The following is a 19857-nucleotide window of genomic DNA, read 5'->3' on the forward strand; positions in this document are numbered from 1 at the left end:
AGAGTTTTCCAAGACGCCGTCCGAGCCGGAAAACGGTTCCGGGCGGCGTTTGCATAAGAGAGACCGATTTATGGTATCAGCAGCAGAACAAATGGCAGCCAACACAAGCTGGGCTGCTTTGGGTAAAGCCACCGATCTGCGCAACCGCATCCTGTTCACGCTGGGTTTGTTGATTGTCTATCGCCTGGGCACCTTCATTCCGGTGCCGGGAATCGACGGACAAGCGCTGCGCGAGTTCATGGAACAGGCGGGGCAGGGCATCGGTGGTATGGTTTCGATGTTCACCGGCGGGGCGCTGGGTCGAATGGGTATCTTTGCCCTCGGCATCATGCCTTACATCTCGGCCTCGATCATCGTGCAGCTGCTGACATCCATGGTTCCTGCGCTTGAGCAACTCAAGAAAGAGGGCGAGCAGGGCCGCAAGAAGATCAACCAATACACCCGTTTCGGCACCGTGGCGCTGGCCACCGTTCAGGCTTATGGCCTGGCCGTTTCGTTGGAATCGGGCGATCTGGCGACCGATCCGGGGCTGTTCTTCCGCATGTCGACCATGATCACTTTGGTTGGCGGCACCATGTTCCTGATGTGGCTGGGCGAACAGATCACCGCGCGGGGTATCGGCAACGGTATCTCTCTGATCATCTTCGTCGGGATCATTGCCGAAGTTCCCGCTGCCCTGGCGCAGTTCTTTGCCTCTGGCCGTTCGGGCGCAATCAGCCCTGCTGTTATCGTTGGCGTGATTGTCATGGTGATCGCCGTGATCACCTTTGTCGTGTTCATGGAACGCGCCTTGCGCAAGATCCACATTCAGTACCCGCGCCGCCAGGCCGGTATGAAAGTGTATGAGGGCGGATCCAGCCACCTTCCGGTCAAGGTCAACCCGGCGGGCGTGATCCCGGCCATCTTCGCAAGCTCACTGCTGCTGCTGCCGGTCACCATCTCGACCTTCTCGGCCGGGGCGACCAACGGGCCGATCATGTCGTGGTTGCTGGCCAATTTTGGCCCGGGTCAGCCGCTCTATCTGCTGTTCTTTGCAGCGATGATCGTGTTCTTCGCCTATTTCTACACGTTCAACGTGTCGTTCAAACCGGATGATGTGGCGGACAACCTGAAGAAGCAAAACGGATTTGTGCCGGGTATTCGCCCGGGCAAAAAGACAGCCGAATATCTGGAATACGTGGTCAACCGCGTGCTGGTTCTGGGTTCGGCCTATCTGGCAGCGGTTTGTCTGCTGCCTGAGATTCTGCGGAACCAGTTCGCCATCCCGTTCTATTTTGGCGGCACTTCGGTTCTGATTATCGTCTCTGTGACCATGGATACCATCCAACAAGTGCAGAGCCATCTTCTCGCGCACCAATACGAAGGTCTTATCGAAAAGTCCCAATTGCGCGGTAAAAACAAGAAACGCGGTAGGAAGGGACCCTCTCGTCGATGAACATTATTCTTCTTGGCCCCCCCGGGGCGGGTAAAGGGACGCAAGCCTCCCATCTGGTCAATACACGCGGCATGGTTCAGCTGAGCACCGGTGATATGCTGCGCGAAGCCAAAAGCAGCGGCACCGAAATGGGCAAACGCGTAGCCGAAGTGATGGACAAGGGCGAACTGGTCACCGATGAGATCGTGATCGGCCTGATCCGCGAAAAGCTGGAGCAGGGTGCCGAAGGTGGTTTTATCTTCGACGGCTTTCCCCGGACCCTGGCGCAAGCAGATGCATTGGGCGCCTTGCTGGCCGAGAAGGGCGAGACACTGGATTTCGTGATCGAGCTTCAAGTAGATGACGAAACACTGGTGCAGCGCATCGTCAACCGCGCCGAAGAAGCCCGCGCCGCTGGTCAGCCTGTTCGTGCAGATGACAACGAAGACAGCGTACGCATCCGCCTGATGGAATACTACAAAAAGACCGCTCCGTTGATTGGCTACTATCACGCCAAGGGTGATTTGCGCCCGGTGGATGGTCTGGCGGACATTGGTGACGTTACCGCTTCGATCGAGGCCGTTCTGGGTTGAGCCGACGCGAATCTATTGCCGTACCTGAGACGCTGACTATTTCAGTCGCAAGGTACGGCAATCTCCTCCGGCTCGAACTTCGCATTTGTGCGTTTGTACTTTTGGTCGGCTTTCTCGTGTTCTTTCCAGCGGCTATGCTATTTTTCGAGTGGTTTGCTGCACCTCATACCTTTAGTGATCTTTCGCTTGTGTCATTTGTTTTTTTGGGCGTATTTCTCGTCGTCCTCTGGTCCGTCGTTCGAACTATTTAGAGACCCTTTGAGGAAAAGAAGCTAGAAATTGAAGCCGAGTTTTCGCAGCATGGGCTGAGGATTTTTCAAGCTAAAGGCACAAAGTTTGACATTGAAGGACTTGAAGACAAGTGAAGTGATCAAATATCCTTGACGCCGGCGCCAAAAGCCCATATCGACCCCCATCCCTAAAGGGAATCAAGACCGCATGCGGGATTCGTCCCAATTGCCCCGACCACCTCGTATAAATGCTGGACCCTCTGGCCTCACTGCCACGGTCAAGTGTTGTGAAAAAAGGTTCTGGAGCTACGGAACCGCAACAAAAAAGGAAAGTGACACGTGGCACGTATTGCCGGCGTAAACATCCCGACTGCAAAGCGGGTACCTATCGCCCTCACATATATCACCGGTATCGGCAACACCTCGGCCAAAGCGATCTGCGAAGCCGTGGGCATTGAAGCAACCCGTCGCGTCAACGAACTGTCCGACGCCGAAGTTCTGAAAATCCGCGAATTCATCGACGAAAACTTCACCGTCGAAGGTGACCTGCGTCGTGAAGTTCAGATGAACGTCAAACGCCTGATGGACCTGGGCTGCTATCGCGGTCTGCGTCACCGTCGCAACCTGCCGGTTCGCGGTCAGCGTACCCACACCAATGCTCGTACCCGCAAAGGCCCCGCAAAGGCCATTGCTGGTAAGAAGAAATAAGGGAGGGTCTGACTGATGGCACGTGACAAGACTCGCGTTAAGCGCAAAGAGCGCAAGAACATCGCATCGGGCGTTGCCCATGTGAACTCGACCTTCAACAACACCAAGATCCTGATCTCGGACGTACAGGGCAACGCCATTTCATGGTCGTCTGCCGGTACCATGGGGTTCAAAGGATCGCGGAAATCGACACCCTACGCTGCTCAGATGGCTGCAGAAGATGCAGGCAAGAAGGCGCAGGAACATGGCGTCAAGACGCTGGAAGTCGAAGTTCAGGGCCCCGGTTCGGGTCGTGAATCTGCTCTGCGTGCGCTGGCTGCAGTGGGCTTCAACATCACGTCGATTCGTGACGTGACCCCGATTGCTCACAACGGCTGCCGCCCGCCGAAGCGTCGCCGCGTCTAAGCGATTTTGAATTCAGCTGGGGCTGCGTTTTTGCGCGGCCCCAGCACGTCATTTTGAACCTCGGGCGTCTGCACCTTGTTGGTCATGGGGCGCGGACAGGAATGGAGGGATTACATGATCCACAAGAATTGGGCAGAATTGATCAAGCCAACCCAGCTTGACGGCAAGCCGGGCAATGATCCCGCACGTCAGGCAACCCTGGTTGCTGAGCCGCTGGAGCGTGGCTTTGGTCTGACACTGGGTAACGCGCTGCGCCGCGTTCTGATGAGCTCGCTGCAAGGCGCGGCCATCACCAGCGTTCAAATCGACAACGTACTGCACGAGTTCTCCTCGGTCGCGGGCGTACGTGAAGACGTCACTGACATCATCCTGAACCTCAAAGGCGTGTCGCTGCGCATGGAAGTCGAAGGGCCCAAGCGCCTGTCGATCAATGCCAAAGGCCCCGCAGTTGTCACCGCTGGCGACATCAGCGAAAGCGCTGGCATTGAAGTTCTGAACCGCGATCACGTCATCTGCCACCTGGACGATGGCGCCGACCTGTTCATGGAACTGACCGTCAACACCGGCAAAGGGTATGTTTCGGCTGAGAAGAACAAGCCCGAAGATGCGCCTATCGGTCTGATCCCGATCGATGCGATCTATTCGCCGGTCAAAAAGGTCGCCTATGACGTTCAGCCGACCCGTGAAGGTCAGGTTCTGGACTATGACAAGCTGACGCTGAAGATTGACACTGACGGTTCGATCACGCCGGAAGACGCGCTGGCCTTTGCTGCGCGCATCCTGCAGGATCAGCTGTCGATCTTCGTCAACTTCGATGAGCCGGAATCGGCTGGCCGCCAGGACGAGGACGATGGTCTGGAGTTCAACCCGCTGCTGCTGAAGAAAGTCGACGAGCTGGAGCTGTCGGTCCGTTCGGCAAACTGCCTGAAGAACGACAACATCGTTTACATCGGCGATTTGATCCAGAAAACCGAAGCCGAGATGCTGCGCACCCCGAACTTCGGCCGCAAGTCGCTGAACGAGATCAAAGAAGTGCTGTCCGGCATGGGTCTGCACCTCGGCATGGATGTCGAGGACTGGCCGCCCGACAACATCGAAGATCTGGCGAAGAAATTCGAAGACGCGTTCTAAGCGCGTCTTCCCCAATGCCCGGCCCGAATTGGGACTATCCGGGGATCATATGGGCACTTCCGCCCCAAGGAGAGCCGGTGACACGCATCGCCGGCCAGACAAAGCAAAACGCGAAAGAAGGAACTAGAAAATGCGTCACGCACGTGGTTACCGCCGCCTGAACCGTACTCATGAGCACCGCAAGGCTCTGTTTGCAAACATGGCTGGCTCGCTCATCGAACATGAGCAAATCAAAACAACGCTGCCCAAGGCAAAAGAACTGCGCCCGATCATCGAAAAGCTGGTCACTCTGGGTAAGCGCGGCGACCTGCACGCCCGTCGTCAGGCCGCAGCACAGCTGAAAGAAGACAAAGACGTCGCAAAGCTGTTCGAAGTTCTGGGCCCTCGTTATGCCGAGCGTCAGGGCGGTTATGTCCGCATCCTCAAAGCGGGCTTCCGTTATGGCGACATGGCTCCGATGGCGATCATCGAATTTGTTGATCGTGACCTCGATGCCAAAGGCGCGGCTGACAAAGCCCGCGTTGCTGCCGAAGAGGCTGCAGAAGAATAAGTCGACCCGTCGGCTGATTGTGAAACCCCTGCGTCCCGGACGTGGGGGTTTTTGTTTTTCTTAAGGGCCGTCGCGGGTGCTGTGCTTGCAATAGCTGCTGCTTGGCCGCATATCCTACAGGTCTCTGAAGATTGAGGTCGGAATGCTTCGTGCGACAGTACTAGCTTTGTCCATTCTATCGGCATCCTTTGCCATTGCCGAAACACAGGTTCCACAATCGCGGGCTGAAATCAGCCTCGGCTTTGCGCCGGTTGTGAAACAGGCGGCGCCGGCGGTGGTGAACATCTATGCCAAGATCATCCGACAGGGACGTACCAATTCCTTGTTCTCGGACCCGTTCTTTCAGGATTTCTTCGGCGGTGGCTTCGGTGAACCGCAGCCGCGCGTGCAGAACTCTCTGGGTTCCGGCGTAATCCTATCTGGCGACGGCTATGTTGTGTCGAACTTCCATGTGGTAGGCTCGGCGACAGAAATTCGTGTGGTCACAACTGACCGACGGGAGTTTTCAGCATCTGTTGTTCTTGGGCATGAGGAAAGCGACATCGCGATCCTGCGACTTGAAGAGGCTTCCGACTTACCCCACCTGAGCTTGCGCGATTCCGATCAGGTTGAGGTGGGTGAGCTTGCGCTGGCCATTGGTAACCCGTTCGGGGTCGGACAGACTGTTTCTTCGGGCATCATCTCAGGGCTGGCACGTACGGGAACGGCCACGGGCAACGCGCGGGGTTACTTCATTCAAACCGATGCGGCGATTAATCCCGGCAATTCCGGCGGAGCGCTGATTGATGTGAATGGTGATCTGATCGGCATCAATACCTCGATTTTGACCCGGTCGGGTGGGTCTAACGGGATCGGCTTTGCCATTCCGGCGAATTTGGTGGCCGAGTTTCTTCGGCAGGCACAGGCGGGCAATGACAGTTTCATCAGCCCATGGGCGGGGATCACCGGCCAGCATATGAGCGCCGATATCGCCGAGTCGCTGGGTCTGGCCGTCCCATCGGGTGTCGTGATCTCAAACCTGCATGAGCTCAGTCCTTTGGCAGAATCTGGATTGAGGGTTGGCGATGTCGTGACCCATGTGGACGGGGACGAGGTGAACTCTCCTGCTGAAATGAAGTACCGCATGTCCGTTGCGGGCGTTGGCGGGACGTCAATCCTGACCCGGTTGCGCGGCGACGAGAGCGCCGAAGTCGAAGTTGCCCTGATCCAAGCGCCGGAAATACCGGAAGCGGAAGAGACTACTCTGAATGATGATACCGTGCTGCCCGAATTGACGATTGCACGGGTCAATCCCGCGGTGGCCTCTGATCTGGGCCTGCGCATGTCGCAAACCGGGGTCGTTGTAGTTGACCCCGGCCCATATGGTGCACGTGCGGGTTTGCGCGCAGGGGACATCTTGGGGGAGATCAACGGTGACAGGATTGAGCGCCCGCGCGATGCGGTTCGCGCCCTGACCAATCCCGGGCGTCGGGTGCAAATGACGCTTGAGCGTGATGGACGCTCGTTGTCTTTGCGGTTCAGGCTATGAGGCCATGAGCGATCTGTTCGATACCGGTGGCGGCCCTGACCCCGCGCCGGCCAAGCACCGTCCGCTTGCAGACAGGCTGCGGCCGCAGACACTGGCCGAGGTCATCGGGCAGGAACAGGTGCTTGGGCCGGAGGCGCCCCTTGGGGTGATGCTGGCCTCTGGCAGCCTGTCCAGCCTGATCTTCTGGGGGCCACCTGGTGTTGGCAAGACAACCATTGCCCGCTTGCTGGCGCAGGAAACCGATCTGCATTTTGTCCAGATCAGCGCGATATTCACAGGTGTTCCGGACCTGAAGAAGGTGTTCGAGGCCGCGAAGATCCGTCGTCAGAACGGGCAAGGCACGCTGTTGTTCGTTGATGAGATCCATCGGTTCAACAAGGCCCAACAAGATGGATTTTTGCCGCATATGGAGGACGGCACCATCTTGCTGGTTGGTGCTACGACCGAGAACCCTTCGTTTGAACTGAATGCCGCTGTGCTCAGCCGGTCTCAGGTGCTGGTGCTTGAACGGTTGGGTTTGGCTGATCTGGAACGGTTGACACAGCGTGCGGAAAAGGAACTTGGCAAAGCGCTGCCTTTGACACCCGCCGCGCGGGATGCGTTGCAGGAGATGGCAGATGGGGACGGGCGGGCCCTGTTGAACCTGATCGAACAGGTGGGGGTCTGGACGCTGGATGCGCCGCTGGACCCGGATGCACTGTCGACGCGCCTGATGCGCCGGGCTGCGAAATACGATAAATCGGGCGATGAGCACTACAACCTGATTTCAGCGCTGCATAAATCCGTGCGGGGTTCGGACCCGGATGCCGCACTTTACTGGTTTGCCCGGATGTTGGCCGGGGGTGAAGACCCGCGCTTTTTGGCACGCCGTATCACCCGGATGGCGGTCGAAGATATCGGGCTGGCCGATCCGCAGGCACAGGCAGTTTGTCTGCAATCCTGGGAAACCTACGAACGGCTCGGCTCACCCGAAGGGGAACTGGCCTTGGCACAGGCGCTGGTCTATCTGGCGCTCGCACCGAAATCGAACGGGGCCTATGTGGGCTATAAGGCGGCGATGCGATTGGCCAAGAAGACGGGCAGCACACCGCCGCCCAAACACATCCTGAACGCGCCGACATCGCTGATGAAGGATCAGGGATATGGTGCGGGCTACGCCTATGACCACGACGCCGAGGATGGGTTTTCTGGTCAGAACTACTTTCCCGACGGCGTGGGGCGAGAACCGCTCTATCAACCCGTCGAACGCGGGTTCGAGCGTGAGTTGAAGAAGCGGCTGGATTATTTCGCCAAGCTTCGGGCGCAGCGGAACAGCTGAGCGGGGCTTTATCGTTCCAAATTGGGCAGGATGTGTTGTGTTATCACGGCCACCGGCACGTTCCAGGCGTCTGGCTGATTGTAATTTCCGGCCTGAATTACGACCACAATGCCTTCGTTCGGCACGACGTTCAGCCGCTGCCCTCCGTTACCGAAACCTGCGATCCAGTTGGGCGGGTTTCCCTGAGGGGCCAGCCACCATTGATAGCCATAGCGCAGATCACCCGTATCGGCATGGGCAGCGAAGCTTTGTGTCAGCCAGTCTTCGGACACAATCTGCTTGCCATTGTACTGCCCGCCATCGATCAGCATCTCGCCGATCCGAGCCAAATCGCGCGCGCTTAGTCGCAGGCCCGAGGCCGCCGAGGGCGTGCCATCAAAGCTGCGCACCCAATCCACCTGTGTGATGCCAAGCGGCGTAAACAGGTCGGCCTCTGCGAATTGAACGATATCCATACCGCTGCCGCGTGCGATCAATGCGCCCAAAAGGGCTGTACTGCCGCCGGAATAAGTCCATTGTGTGCCGGGGGGTGCGACCACGGGGCGTGATAGGACATAGCGTATACGATCGTCTGAACGTTCCATCGCGATCTCCGAGTTTCTGGGGTCGCTGTATGGCAGGCTCTCATTCCACTCCTGTCCCATCCGCATGGTCAGCACATCCCGGATGGTGATGGCGTCGCGTTCCGGGCTGCCCAGATCGGCATGTTCAGGGAATTGCGCCAGAAGGGGCGCATCGGGCGGTGGAACCAGGCCCTGATCCAGCGCGATGCCGTATAACAGGCTGACGATGCTTTTGCTCACGGACCGCAGATCATGCAATTCCTCCGGCCCGAAGTCACGTTTGCCCAACGGGCTGCCCCAACGTTCATCTACGCCGGAAAAGTAGATCTCTGCCAGCGTGTCCCCCCGCTGCTGAACCAGCACGCCGTGCAGGCCGGTCAGCTTTCCGGCGTCAAAGGCTGTTTGCAGAGAGTCCTCGATCTCACCGGCAGAGGCGACGGTTGCGGCCAGGGTACTGGCGAAAACCAGGTGATGTAATAAAGTCAAAACAAAAACCCTTTGTGAAATATCTATGGATCATAGCTGGGTTGGTTGGTCAGCTTGGACAAGTCCCGGTGTTGCAGAAACTTGACATCCATGCCCACCCGCGCGACAGACCGCCCATGTTGATTTCGCTTTTACACAAGGCTTTGGCTGGCGCGACGGAAATGTTCCTGCAGCTGAACCCGGAAATGGGAATACGAGCATGAGCGGTGTTCAGATGATTACAATCGCAGAGGGTGACGGAGACCAACGGGTCGACCGTTGGCTGCGCCGTCTGTTTCCGCATGTCAGCCAGGGGCGCATCGAAAAGATGTGCCGCAAGGGTGAACTACGCGTGGATGGCAGCCGCGCCAAGGCCTCGACTCGGCTGGAGGCTGGGCAGGTCGTGCGCGTGCCGCCTTTGCCTGATGCGGATCACAAACCGGTAGAGGTGAAACGGCGTGTTTCCGATGCGGATGCAAAGATGATCCAATCCTGTGTGATCTACCGCGACGATCACGTGCTGGCGCTGAACAAGCCGCACGGCCTGCCGGTCCAGGGTGGCAGCGGTCAGACACGCCATGTGGACAGCCTCTCCGAGGCTTTGCGCTTTGGCTATGACGAAAACCCACGTCTGGTACACCGGTTGGACAAGGACACTTCTGGTGTCTTGCTGATGGCCCGCACGCGCGAGGCTGCCAAGGGCCTGACTGCCGCATTCCGTCATCGTGATACGCGCAAAATTTACTGGGCTTTGGTCGCTGGCGTGCCGACGCCTTATCTGGGTGAGATCAAGACAGGTCTGGTCAAAGCTTCAGGTCATGGCAAGCAGGGCGAGGGTGAGAAGATGATCCCCGTCCATATGGGTGACATCGACAGCACGCCCGGTGCGAAACGTGCCCATACGCTTTATGCCACGCTCTACCGGGTAGCAGGTCGTGCCGCCTGGGCGGCGATGGAGCCAATTACAGGTCGGACCCATCAACTGCGCGCGCATATGGCGGCGATCGGGCATCCGATCATCGGAGATGGCAAATACGGCGGATCTGGTCAGGAAAACCTCGGCGATGGCTGGGGCGCGCAGCTGGGCGGGATTATCAGCAAGAAACTTCATCTGCACGCCCGCAGCGCGTCGTTCCAGCATCCAGTGACGCGAAAGCCGATCACAATCGAAGCGCCTCTGCCCGAGCATATGAAACACAGCTGGGACACGTTCGGCTGGACCGAGGACCTGGCCTCGGATGACCCGTTTGAGGAACTGCAATGACCTCACCCTTGCGGCTGGTTCTGTTCGATGTCGATGGTACGCTGGTCGACAGTCAGGGCAGCATTGTTCATTGCATGACCACAAGTTTTCACGCCGCTTCGGTCGCAGCCCCGTCGCGTGAGGCGATCCTGTCGATTGTGGGCTTGTCGCTGCCACAGGCGATTGCGCAGCTTGCGCCGGATCAGTCCGATGTGGTGCGGGAGCAATTGGTCGATGGCTACAAGCAGGCCTTCCACGCATATCGCTTGAACCTTGGGGCGGCAAGCTCACCGCTTTATCCCGGTGCGCGCGCGGCGATCGAGGCCCTGCATGCGGTGCCGGACATCCTGCTGGGCGTGGCCACGGGCAAGTCGCAACGGGGCCTGGACGCGTTGATTGAGGCTCATGGGCTCGAAGGGTACTTCGTCACCCGACAGGTGGCCGATCATCACCCGTCGAAACCGCACCCTTCAATGGTGCAGACCGCATTGGCTGAAACCGGGGTTGAGGCCGTGAATGCCGTGATGATCGGGGATACCAGCTATGACATGGATATGGCCGCAGCGGCGGGTGTGACCGGGATCGGTGTCGACTGGGGTTACCATGATCGATCGGCATTGAGCGCGGCTGCCTGCGTGATTGAAACCTTTGACCAGTTGCCTGACGCGCTGGCCGATATCTGGAACTGACATATGAGCGATTGGAAACCGAAACGCTTTTGGACGCAGAGCGCGGTGGTCAAAACCGAAGGTGGCCACACGGTCGAGTTGGATGGCCGCCGGGTCAAAACCCCAGCTAAACAGGCGTTGATCCTGCCCACAGAGGCGATGGCCAAGGAAGTTGCCGCCGAATGGGACGCGCAAGAGAATGAGGTGGATCCCGCCACCATGCCTTACACGCGCTCGGCCAATGCCGCCATCGACAAGGTTCGAGCCCAGCATGGCGAAGTGGCTGAGATGTTGTCCGATTATGGGGATTCCGATCTGCTCTGCTATCGCGCAACGCATCCTCAGGCGCTGCAAGACCGTCAAGCGGTCGAATGGGACCCGGCCCTGGATTGGGCCGCTGAAACCCTGTCAGCCCGGTTGGTTCCTGTGTCGGGGGTTTTGCACAAACCGCAATCCGAAGACGCGCTGGCGCGGCTGCGGGAACGGGTTCATGGGATGGATACGTTTCAATTGGCCGCGTTCCATGATCTGGTGAGTCTGTCGGGGTCGTTGATTCTGGGCTTTGCAGCTGCCCTGAATTGGCGCGAACCGGATGAGATATGGCGCATTTCGCGTCTGGACGAAGACTGGCAGATCGAACAATGGGGCCACGATGACGAGGCCCACGCCGCAGCCGAGATCAAGAAAGCGGCCTTTCTGCATGCTAAATCCTTCTTTGATCTATCGTTTTGATCGCTCTCGGCTAAAAAACTGGCCGTGTTAACGCTGCCGTAGGGTGTGATAAATCGATTTCCATGATCGGGCACTTGACGTTTGTTTATGAATGCGACCAAACTCGTGCCCACTAAAGGGGAGACACCTTTGGGGTAACGTTACCGGCATCCACTTTGCCGGATAGAGCCGTCCCGAAAAGGGGCGGAAAATCAGGAAGAGGTAAAAATGAAAAAATCCGTAATCTTGGGCGCGGCAACAGTTGCCGGTCTGGCCGCAAGCGCTGCAGTGGCGGGTACTATCGATGACGTCAAGGCGCGCGGTACTCTGAACTGTGGTGTGACCACCGGTCTGGTTGGCTTTGCGGCACCAGATGCGAATGGCGAATGGAAAGGCTTTGACGTCTCGCTGTGCCGTGCGGTTGCAGCCGCAGTTCTGGGCGATGCCAGCGCTGTCGAGTTCGTGCCGACCACTGGCAAGACGCGCTTTACCGCGCTTGCATCGGGTGAGATCGACATGCTGGCCCGTAACACCACATGGACCTTCAGCCGCGACGTTGACCTGAAATTCGAATTCACCGGCGTGAACTACTATGATGGTCAGGGCTTCATGGTTCCCAAGGCATTGGGCGTGACTTCGGCCAAGGAGTTGGATGGCGCAACCGTCTGCATCCAGACCGGCACCACGACCGAGCTGAACCTGGCCGATTTCTTCCGTGCCAACAACATCAGCTACGAGCCGGTACCGATCGAAACCAACGCCGAAGCGCAACAGCAGTATCTGGCTGGCGCATGTGACGTTTACACCACCGACGCTTCGGGCCTGGCCGCAACCCGCGCCACGTTTGAAAACCCTGGTGACCACGTTCTGCTGCCCGAAATCATCTCGAAAGAGCCGCTGGGCCCACTGGTCCGCCATGGCGATCACGAGTGGGGCGATGTTGTCCGCTGGACCCTGAACGCGCTGGTTTCGGCTGAAGAGCTGGGCGTGACCTCGGCGAATATCGACGAGCTGGCAGCTGGCACCGACAATCCGGAAGTGAACCGCCTGCTGGGTACCGAAGGTACGCTGGGCGAGATGCTGGGCCTGGACGCTCAGTGGGCCATGCGCGCCATCAAAGCGGATGGTAACTACGGCGAAGTGTTTGCCAAGAACATCGGTGAAGAAACCCCGATTGGTCTGGCACGCGGCCTGAACGCACAGTGGACCGAAGGCGGCCTGCTGTACTCGCCGCCGTTCCGCTAAGACATCCACGGGAAAGGGCGCGGGGCAACCTGCGCCCTTTTCTTTCATAACTGCTGCGGACGCTACAGAGCGGGGAATACCTCGCCGGGGTTAAATATCCGCAAGCTACGGGGATTCCATATATGTCGACTATGACTGACCCACCGAAAGCTGATTTTCGGTTGTCGATGCTCATTAACGATACCCGCTACAGATCACTGACATTCCAGGTGATTGCGGCCATCGTTATTGCGCTATCCATTTGGTATCTGGGCAACAACCTGATCCAGAACCTTCGGGCCGCAGGGCTCAATATCTCATACGCTTTCCTTGGTGACGCCGCCGGGTATGACATCAACCAGCGTCTGATTGACTATGACAGTCAATCCTCGCATGGCCGTGCTGCCATCGTCGGGATTCTGAATACGCTGCTGGTTGCGTTTCTGGCCTGCATCACTGCCACGGTGTTTGGTGTGATCGCAGGTGTTTTGCGCCTGTCCAACAACTGGCTCGTCTCAAAGTTGATGGCGGTTTATGTCGAGATTTTCCGGAACATTCCGGTTCTGATCTGGATCATTATCATTTTCACCATCATGACAGCCGTGCTGCCGGGGCCACGTGCCTTCCGGGGTGAAGATCCAACGTCGACGATGCTGTTTGACGCGTTTGCCTTTACCAACCGGGGTGTCTATGTTCCACGGCCAGAATTCGCAAATGCGCTGTTTGGCTCGACATTGCTAAGCTGGGTTCTGGTGATCGCGGGCCTTGTCGGTTCGTGGTTTGCATCACGTGAGATCGAAAAACGCGCGGCTTTGAAGCAGGAACAAACAGGTGAACGCCCTCAGACGTTACTTGTGAAGCTGGCTGTGTGGTTCGGACCACTTGTGGTTTTGATGGTTCTGATGGGCCTGACCTGGAACATTCCCGAGCTAAAGGGCTTTAACTTTAGCGGCGGCATCAAAGTTGGCGGCCCCTTGATCGCCCTATGGTTTGCCTTGTCGATCTACACCGGTGCCTTCATCGCGGAAAACGTGCGGGCAGGTATTCAGGCGATCAACAAAGGTCAGACCGAGGCCGCAGCGGCGCTGGGTCTGCGTCCGGGTCGGATCATGAACCTTGTGGTTCTGCCTCAGGCCTTGCGGGTGATTATCCCGCCGCTGATCTCGCAGTACCTCAACATCACCAAGAACTCGTCGCTGGCGATTGCCGTAGGTTACGCTGATATCACCGCAACATTGGGTGGTATCACGCTGAACCAGACAGGTCGCGCGATCGAGTGTGTTCTGCTGCTGATGCTGTTCTACCTGACAGCCTCGCTGCTGATCTCAATGGTGATGAACATCTACAACGCATCCGTCAAGTTGAAGGAGCGCTGAGCCATGGCCGATCAATCAACAAATCCGATCGCATTCGTGGCTGATGGGACCATTCCGCCCTCGCCACCGCCTGCAAACCAGACCGGTGTGGTGAAATGGCTGCGGGATAACTTGTTCTCGGGTGTTGCAAACACTGTCCTGACAGTTCTGTCGCTGATCCTGATCTATATCCTGCTGAAAAACACCCTGCCGTGGATCCTGAATGGGGTCTGGAATGCCAATTCTTTGGCCGAGTGTCGGGAGATTTTGGCGGGCAAGACAGGGGCGTGTTTCGCGGTTCTGACGGAACGCTGGCCGCAGCTGATCTATGGGTTCAAATACCCTGCGGAAGCCTATTGGCGCCCAAATCTGGCCTTTGTGCTGATGCTGGTTGCCTTCGCACCGGTGCTGTTCTTCGATCTGCCCCGCAAGATGCTGATCTTTACCGGCCTCTATCCCTTCATTGCCTTCTGGCTGATCTGGGGTGGCACAATCCTGGCGCCGTTGGTGGCTCTGGTGGGCTGTGTAGCTGCTGGTGCCGTGTTTCAGAAGTTCGGCAAGAACAGCTTTGCCGCCGGCTTCTTTGGCGCCATCGTTGTCGCGTTGGTCGTCTGGAACGTGGGCGCGGCTCTGATCCCCGAAGGGGCGTCAGAGGATGCCTGGCTGCCCTATGTGCCCAGTCGTGATCTGGGCGGCTTCATGCTGAACATGATGCTGGGCGTGACCTGTGTGTCCCTGTCGGTGCCTCTGGGTATTGCCTTGGCATTGGGCCGTCAGTCCGACATGCCGCTGATCAAGTGGGTCTGTGTCATCTTCATCGAATTCATCCGTGGCGTGCCTCTGATCACGCTACTGTTTGTGGCTTCGGTGATGCTGGCCTATTTCTTCCCGCCTGACAGCACGGTCGACCTGTTCCTGCGCGTTGTGATCATGATCACCATGTTCTCAGCCGCCTATATCGCCGAGGTGATCCGCGGCGGTCTGGCAGCGCTTCCACGTGGACAGTACGAGGCAGCGGACAGTTTGGGCTTGGATTACCCTCAGGCGATGCGTCTGATCATCCTGCCTCAGGCTCTGAAGATCTCGATCCCTGGTATCGTGAACGTGGCCGTTGGCCTGTTCAAGGATACTACGCTGGTTTCGGTCATCTCGATGTTCGATCTGGTGGGCATGATCCGGGGTCCTATCCTGGCGTCGACCGAATGGAACGGCGTCTATTGGGAGCTTCTGGGCTTTGCCGCGCTTCTGTTCTTCGTCGTCTGTTACGGCATTTCTCAATATTCTCAGTGGCTCGAGCGTCGCCTTGCCACAGATCATCGTTAAGGAGTTCAACACATGTCTGAACTTGCAATAGAACGCGAAATCGACCGCTCCAAAATGCAGGTGAGCGACGAGGTCGCCATCGAAATCAACCAGATGAACAAGTGGTACGGGTCCTTTCACGTGCTGCGCGACATCAATCTGACCGTCAATCAAGGCGAGCGGATTGTTATCGCGGGCCCATCAGGCTCGGGCAAATCCACCCTGATCCGCTGCCTGAACGCGCTGGAGGAACACCAGCAGGGCACAATTGTTGTAGATGGGATCGAGTTGTCGAATGACCTCAAGAACATCGACAAGATCCGGTCCGAAGTTGGCATGGTATTCCAGCACTTCAACCTGTTCCCGCATCTGACCATTTTGGAAAACTGCACGCTGGCCCCGATCTGGGTGCGCAAGACGCCCAAGAAAGAGGCGGAAGAGCGCGCGATGCACTTCCTGGAAAAGGTGAAAATCCCTGAACAGGCGGATAAGTATCCCGGTCAGCTGTCCGGGGGTCAGCAGCAGCGTGTGGCGATTGCACGAAGCCTGTGCATGATGCCCCGGATCATGTTGTTCGACGAACCGACATCGGCGCTGGACCCTGAAATGATCAAAGAGGTGCTCGACACCATGATCGAGCTGGCCGAGGAAGGAATGACCATGCTCTGTGTGACCCACGAGATGGGTTTTGCCCGTCAGGTTGCCAACCGCGTGATCTTTATGGATGCGGGGCAGATCGTGGAACAGAACGAACCGGAAGAGTTCTTCAACAATCCACAAAGCGAACGGACCAAGCTGTTCCTGAGCCAGATTCTGGGGCACTGATCCCGGAGAAACGAACAGAAAAGGCGGGGTTTAGCCCCGCCTTTTTTCATGCCAGAAGCTCGCGCGGGATCGTAAAGCCCAGAACCAACCCGCTGTTCCAATTCACTTGCGCCCAGTCATCGCTTTCAAAGCGGATCACAGTCGTCGCACAGGTTGGGTAGTCGTAGAATCGCGGGTGATCCGGTGGCTGGCGAACAATACGGTTGGCGAAGTCTGCAATGCCGGGATTGTGCCCCAGCATCAGAACGGTGGGCTCGGTGGCCCCGGATAGCACGTCTAGCATATCCTCCGGGCTCGCGTGATAGAGCGTGCGCAGGAAACGCACCTTCTCGGCTTGCAGCCCCATCCGATCCCAGGTTTCGCGCGTACGGGCTGCGGTGGAACAGAGCACCTCATCCGGCAGCCAGCCATTGCTGCGCAGCCATTCGGCGACCGCCGGTGCGGATTTGCACCCGCGCTTGTTCAAGGGCCGGTCGTGATCTGGCAGCATGGGGCTATCCCAGCTGGATTTTGCATGGCGGGTCAGGATCAAGGTGCAGGTCATGACGGGTGAAATGCCCTCATATGATGGGCGGATTGTTCCGGGTCGCGCCCAGAGCATGCGCTGACCGGGCAGGCCAACCGCGCAAGACATCCACCTGTCATACAGGTCTGGCCTTCGGGCGTGGAAAGGTGCCGGTGGCAGGCATCCACATTATAAAAACTTTGATCGTTCAAGGCCCCCACCGGGCAAGTTCGTGTGCAAGGCGCGGGGCAGGTGGTGCAAGGAGATGCCCCTTCGGCTTTGGGGATTTCAAACTCCTGCACAAAATGCAGCGCGCCCCGAAATGAGATCATCATGCCCATAGTGTCATGAACCAAGGCGCCAACAGGGCTACCGAAGGTTCGCCCGGATTTAAGCGCCCAATCGATGAAAGGAGCATAGGGTGGGCCACCGAATGGAAAATGTGCCTGTGCCTGCATCTGTTGCGCCAACTGTCCGACAACGCGCAAAGACCAATTGTCTACCGGATCGAGACCTTGCCACTCAGGCGCCGCTTTGAGCGTGAGCCAAAATTGCGGCCCTGCACCCAGCAAGATCAACGTTCCGCCTTCAAGCTGCTTAGCGTCGGTCAGGTGCGGATGCAGCGCGCCCATGACAATCAGGCCGACCTGCTGCGCCGCCTGTTCAACGCGTTCATATGTGATCTCTGCGGAGTCTGCCTGGTCTGTCATATCGCCTCCGCGCTCAGATCAATCAGGCCGGATCAGAGACCCGGCGCCGTGTTCGGTGAACAGCTCGAGCAGCACCGCATTGGGCGCGCGCCCGTCCAGAATGACCACCGCACGAACGCCGCTGTGCAAAGCGTCTAGCGCCGTTTCGGTTTTGGGGATCATACCACCTGCGATCGTGCCTTCGCGGGTCATTTCGCGGATTTGCCCTGCCTTCAGCTCGGTCACCACGTCTCCGGCCGCGTTTTTAACGCCAGACACGTCTGTCAGCAGCAACAGGCGATCCGCTTTCAGGGCCGAGGCGATGGCCCCGGCAGCTGTGTCGCCATTGACGTTGAATGTCTCTCCGTCCGTACCAGCGCCCAGCGGCGCGATGACTGGGATCACATCGTGCGAGAATAGGTCATGCAGGACCTTCGGGTTCATCTCGGACGGCGTACCGACATATCCCAGAGAAGCATCTGTCTGCTCGCAGGTCATCAGATTGGCGTCCTTGCCAGACAGGCCCACTGCGGTGCCGCCCTGACGGTTGATCGCCTGCACGATGCGTTTGTTGACCAGGCCGGACAGGACCATCTCAACCACCTCAACGGTGGCTTTGTCCGTAACGCGTTTGCCGTTCACGAAGTCCGATTGGATATCCAACTGTTCCAGCATCGCGTTGATCATTGGCCCGCCGCCATGCACGACGACCGGGTTCACACCGACCTGACGCATCAGAACCACGTCTCGGGCAAAGCTGTCCATCGCCTCGTCACTGCCCATAGCGTGCCCGCCCAACTTGATGACGACGATGGCGCCGTCATAGCGCTGCAGATACGGCAAGGCGCTGTTCAGGGTTGCAGCAGTGGCGATCCAGTCCCGGTTCATGTCTCGTGTCTTCATGGCTGTCAGTCCTCTGATCCACCCTGTTAGGGCGTTTGGACCGGACTGCCAAGACCATACCGGGCAATTGCTGAAATCTGAGGCCGCGCCGGATTGGCGCGGCCTCTGTTCAGGTCAGCTCATCGCGCGTTTCATCGCGGGAATGTTGCTGAGGATGAGCAGGTCAAAGGCGAGAACAACCAGCAAGGTCAAACCCACCAGTGGGAAAGCCATGGCCGTGAACAACCCGATCAGAACCGCACCTTTCCAAAGGGGCAGTTCTGCTGGCATCGGAGGTGCCGCCAGACGCCCGGCCTTTTGCGGTCGCCGTTTGACCCACATCACTACGCCCGAGACGCAGACAAAGATCACCGACAGACAGAACATCAGGTTCAGGACAAAGTTCCACATGCCCATCAGCCCCATATGCAGTGGGATTCCAACAGCCATGGCCTTGCCCATCAGCGAATAATCCGCATATCGCACATCGGCCAGGATTTTGCCTGTGTACTGATCCACATGCACGGTTCGATCGTGCACCGGATCGGTCGAGTCGCTGCTCATGCTGTCGCGGTTCAAGGTCCAAACCCCCGCTTCCCCGCTGGGATAGGCCACACGGAACCGTCCGGCCATGCCCAGAGCAGTGCCGAGTTCGACCAATGCGTCGATATCGACGCTTGCACCCTCGGGCACGCCAGTGATCCCCACATCCGAACCCGAGGCGGGCATTGGTGTCTGTTCTAACACCCAAGGGACATCGTTCTGGTGCCCATGGTTCATGCTGGCGTGGGTTTCGTCTGACAGCGGAACGTTGTCCCATTTCTCGGCGGGGAAACTGCTCCAGGGTTGGACAATCATGCCGCCCCAGACCCCGGCCCAGGACAGGCCAGAGATCAGGAAAACGATCAGCAGCAGCGACATCCAGAAGCCGACAACGGCATGTAGCGATTTCCACAGCGCACGGCCGCGCGCCTTCAGGTTTGGGATGAACGCGGCCAGCGCATTACCACGGGGCCACCACAAATAGAGGCCGGTAAAGACCAGAACCAAACTCAGACCCGCAGCAATTTCCAGGATACGGTCACCCGTGGTGCCGATCAAAAGGGTCGAGTGGATGTTGTCCGCCAGATCGTACCAACCCGCACGCCGATCCCAGATCTCGATCACCTGACCAGCGTAGGGGTCGACGGCGACCATACGATTCCCGGCCTCGGTTTTAACGCGGAACACAGTGGCCAGATCTTCGGCCTTGGGACCGATCCATTCCACGACCTGACCGGGTACTTGGTGCAGAGCGATCTGAGCCTGTTGCGAAACGGACAAGGCGTCACCGTCAACCGTAACGCCGATTTTTTCGCCATCACGCCCATCGAACTGGGTGATGAACATCATCATCAAGCCGGTCACGGCCAATATGATGAGGAACGGGATCACGAAAATCCCTGCGTAGAAGTGCCACCGCCAGGCGGCAAAGTAGAATTTTTGCGCAGCACTATTCTGCGCCGGGGGGGGTGTACCCGGATTTTGGCTATCCATCGCCATTAGAGA

20 protein-coding genes are annotated in these 19857 nt (G+C 58.0%); 15 read left to right on the plus strand and 5 right to left on the minus strand.

Features of this window, described 5'->3' with window-relative positions; all coding sequences use genetic code 11:
- Positions 1-70 precede the first annotated feature (70 nt).
- The 8 genes from secY (at position 71) to AC2FGE_RS10500 (ending at position 7877) form a co-directional block, all read left to right on the plus strand.
- Positions 71-1435 (plus strand): preprotein translocase subunit SecY, encoded by a 1365-nt coding sequence (secY, locus tag AC2FGE_RS10465; RefSeq protein ID WP_496819166.1) that lies wholly within the window; start codon positions 71-73, stop codon positions 1433-1435.
- Positions 1432-2007 (plus strand): adenylate kinase, encoded by a 576-nt coding sequence (locus AC2FGE_RS10470; protein ID WP_480545392.1) that lies wholly within the window; start codon positions 1432-1434, stop codon positions 2005-2007. The genes secY and AC2FGE_RS10470 overlap by 4 nt, the downstream gene beginning before the upstream one ends.
- A 569-nt stretch (positions 2008-2576) precedes the next feature.
- The gene (gene rpsM, locus AC2FGE_RS10475) at positions 2577-2945 is read left to right on the plus strand and encodes a 30S ribosomal protein S13 (RefSeq protein WP_170377641.1); all 369 of its coding nucleotides are present in this window, start codon (positions 2577-2579) and stop codon (positions 2943-2945) included.
- Positions 2946-2960: 15 nt separating this feature from the next.
- Positions 2961-3350: a 30S ribosomal protein S11 gene (gene rpsK / locus AC2FGE_RS10480; RefSeq protein WP_008757289.1), complete on the plus strand. Its 390-nt coding sequence runs from the start codon at positions 2961-2963 to the stop codon at positions 3348-3350.
- Between the two features lie 114 nt (positions 3351-3464).
- A complete protein-coding gene (locus tag AC2FGE_RS10485; protein WP_010437127.1) occupies positions 3465-4481 on the plus strand; it encodes a DNA-directed RNA polymerase subunit alpha in 1017 nt (338 codons plus the stop codon).
- A 130-nt stretch (positions 4482-4611) separates the two neighbouring features.
- Complete coding sequence (gene rplQ / locus AC2FGE_RS10490; protein WP_496819167.1) at positions 4612-5031, plus strand: 50S ribosomal protein L17; 420 nt, start codon at positions 4612-4614, stop codon at positions 5029-5031.
- 142 nt (positions 5032-5173) lie between these two features.
- Positions 5174-6559, plus strand: a complete 1386-nt coding sequence (locus AC2FGE_RS10495; protein WP_496819168.1) for a trypsin-like peptidase domain-containing protein — start codon at positions 5174-5176, stop codon at positions 6557-6559.
- A 4-nt stretch (positions 6560-6563) separates the two neighbouring features.
- Complete coding sequence (locus AC2FGE_RS10500; protein ID WP_496819169.1) at positions 6564-7877, plus strand: replication-associated recombination protein A; 1314 nt, start codon at positions 6564-6566, stop codon at positions 7875-7877.
- A gap of 8 nt (positions 7878-7885) precedes the next feature.
- Here the strand turns inward: AC2FGE_RS10500 and AC2FGE_RS10505 are convergent, their stop codons facing one another.
- Positions 7886-8926 carry a serine hydrolase domain-containing protein gene (locus AC2FGE_RS10505; RefSeq protein ID WP_496819170.1) on the minus strand — a complete coding sequence of 347 codons (1041 nt, stop codon included), beginning with the start codon at positions 8924-8926 and terminating at the stop codon, positions 7886-7888.
- 199 nt (positions 8927-9125) lie between these two features.
- On the opposite strand from AC2FGE_RS10505, the gene AC2FGE_RS10510 reads away from it, so the two are divergent.
- The 7 genes from AC2FGE_RS10510 to AC2FGE_RS10540 all read left to right on the plus strand — a co-directional run bounded on the left by AC2FGE_RS10510 (position 9126) and on the right by AC2FGE_RS10540 (position 16233).
- Complete coding sequence (locus AC2FGE_RS10510) at positions 9126-10169, plus strand: RluA family pseudouridine synthase (protein WP_496819171.1); 1044 nt, start codon at positions 9126-9128, stop codon at positions 10167-10169.
- Complete coding sequence (locus tag AC2FGE_RS10515) at positions 10166-10837, plus strand: HAD-IA family hydrolase (protein ID WP_496819172.1); 672 nt, start codon at positions 10166-10168, stop codon at positions 10835-10837. Before AC2FGE_RS10510 ends, AC2FGE_RS10515 begins: the two co-directional genes overlap by 4 nt.
- 3 nt (positions 10838-10840) lie before the next feature.
- On the plus strand, positions 10841-11548 hold the full coding sequence (locus AC2FGE_RS10520; protein WP_496819173.1) for an ATP12 family chaperone protein: 708 nt from the start codon (positions 10841-10843) through the stop codon (positions 11546-11548).
- A gap of 207 nt (positions 11549-11755) precedes the next feature.
- Positions 11756-12772 carry an amino acid ABC transporter substrate-binding protein gene (locus AC2FGE_RS10525; RefSeq protein ID WP_170531599.1) on the plus strand — a complete coding sequence of 339 codons (1017 nt, stop codon included), beginning with the start codon at positions 11756-11758 and terminating at the stop codon, positions 12770-12772.
- A gap of 122 nt (positions 12773-12894) precedes the next feature.
- Positions 12895-14127 carry an amino acid ABC transporter permease gene (locus tag AC2FGE_RS10530; protein ID WP_496819174.1) on the plus strand — a complete coding sequence of 411 codons (1233 nt, stop codon included), beginning with the start codon at positions 12895-12897 and terminating at the stop codon, positions 14125-14127.
- A gap of 3 nt (positions 14128-14130) precedes the next feature.
- Positions 14131-15429 carry an amino acid ABC transporter permease gene (locus AC2FGE_RS10535; protein ID WP_496819175.1) on the plus strand — a complete coding sequence of 433 codons (1299 nt, stop codon included), beginning with the start codon at positions 14131-14133 and terminating at the stop codon, positions 15427-15429.
- A 12-nt stretch (positions 15430-15441) separates the two neighbouring features.
- Positions 15442-16233 (plus strand): amino acid ABC transporter ATP-binding protein, encoded by a 792-nt coding sequence (locus AC2FGE_RS10540; protein WP_496819176.1) that lies wholly within the window; start codon positions 15442-15444, stop codon positions 16231-16233.
- Between the two features lie 46 nt (positions 16234-16279).
- Here AC2FGE_RS10540 and AC2FGE_RS10545 read toward each other — a convergent pair whose 3' ends face one another.
- The 4 genes from AC2FGE_RS10545 to AC2FGE_RS10560 form a co-directional block, all read right to left on the minus strand.
- Entirely contained in the window at positions 16280-16777 is a 498-nt protein-coding gene (locus AC2FGE_RS10545; RefSeq protein WP_496819177.1) for a SixA phosphatase family protein, read from the minus strand.
- Positions 16774-17448, minus strand: a complete 675-nt coding sequence (locus AC2FGE_RS10550) for a ferredoxin (protein WP_496819178.1) — start codon at positions 17446-17448, stop codon at positions 16774-16776. Before AC2FGE_RS10550 ends, AC2FGE_RS10545 begins: the two co-directional genes overlap by 4 nt.
- Before the next feature lie 18 nt (positions 17449-17466).
- Positions 17467-18330, minus strand: a complete 864-nt coding sequence (gene argB, locus AC2FGE_RS10555; protein WP_496819179.1) for an acetylglutamate kinase — start codon at positions 18328-18330, stop codon at positions 17467-17469.
- 114 nt (positions 18331-18444) lie between these two features.
- Positions 18445-19851, minus strand: a complete 1407-nt coding sequence (locus AC2FGE_RS10560; RefSeq protein ID WP_496819180.1) for a PepSY-associated TM helix domain-containing protein — start codon at positions 19849-19851, stop codon at positions 18445-18447.
- Positions 19852-19857 lie beyond the last annotated feature (6 nt).

It is taken from the genome of Ruegeria sp. YTSA075, from assembly GCF_059610245.1.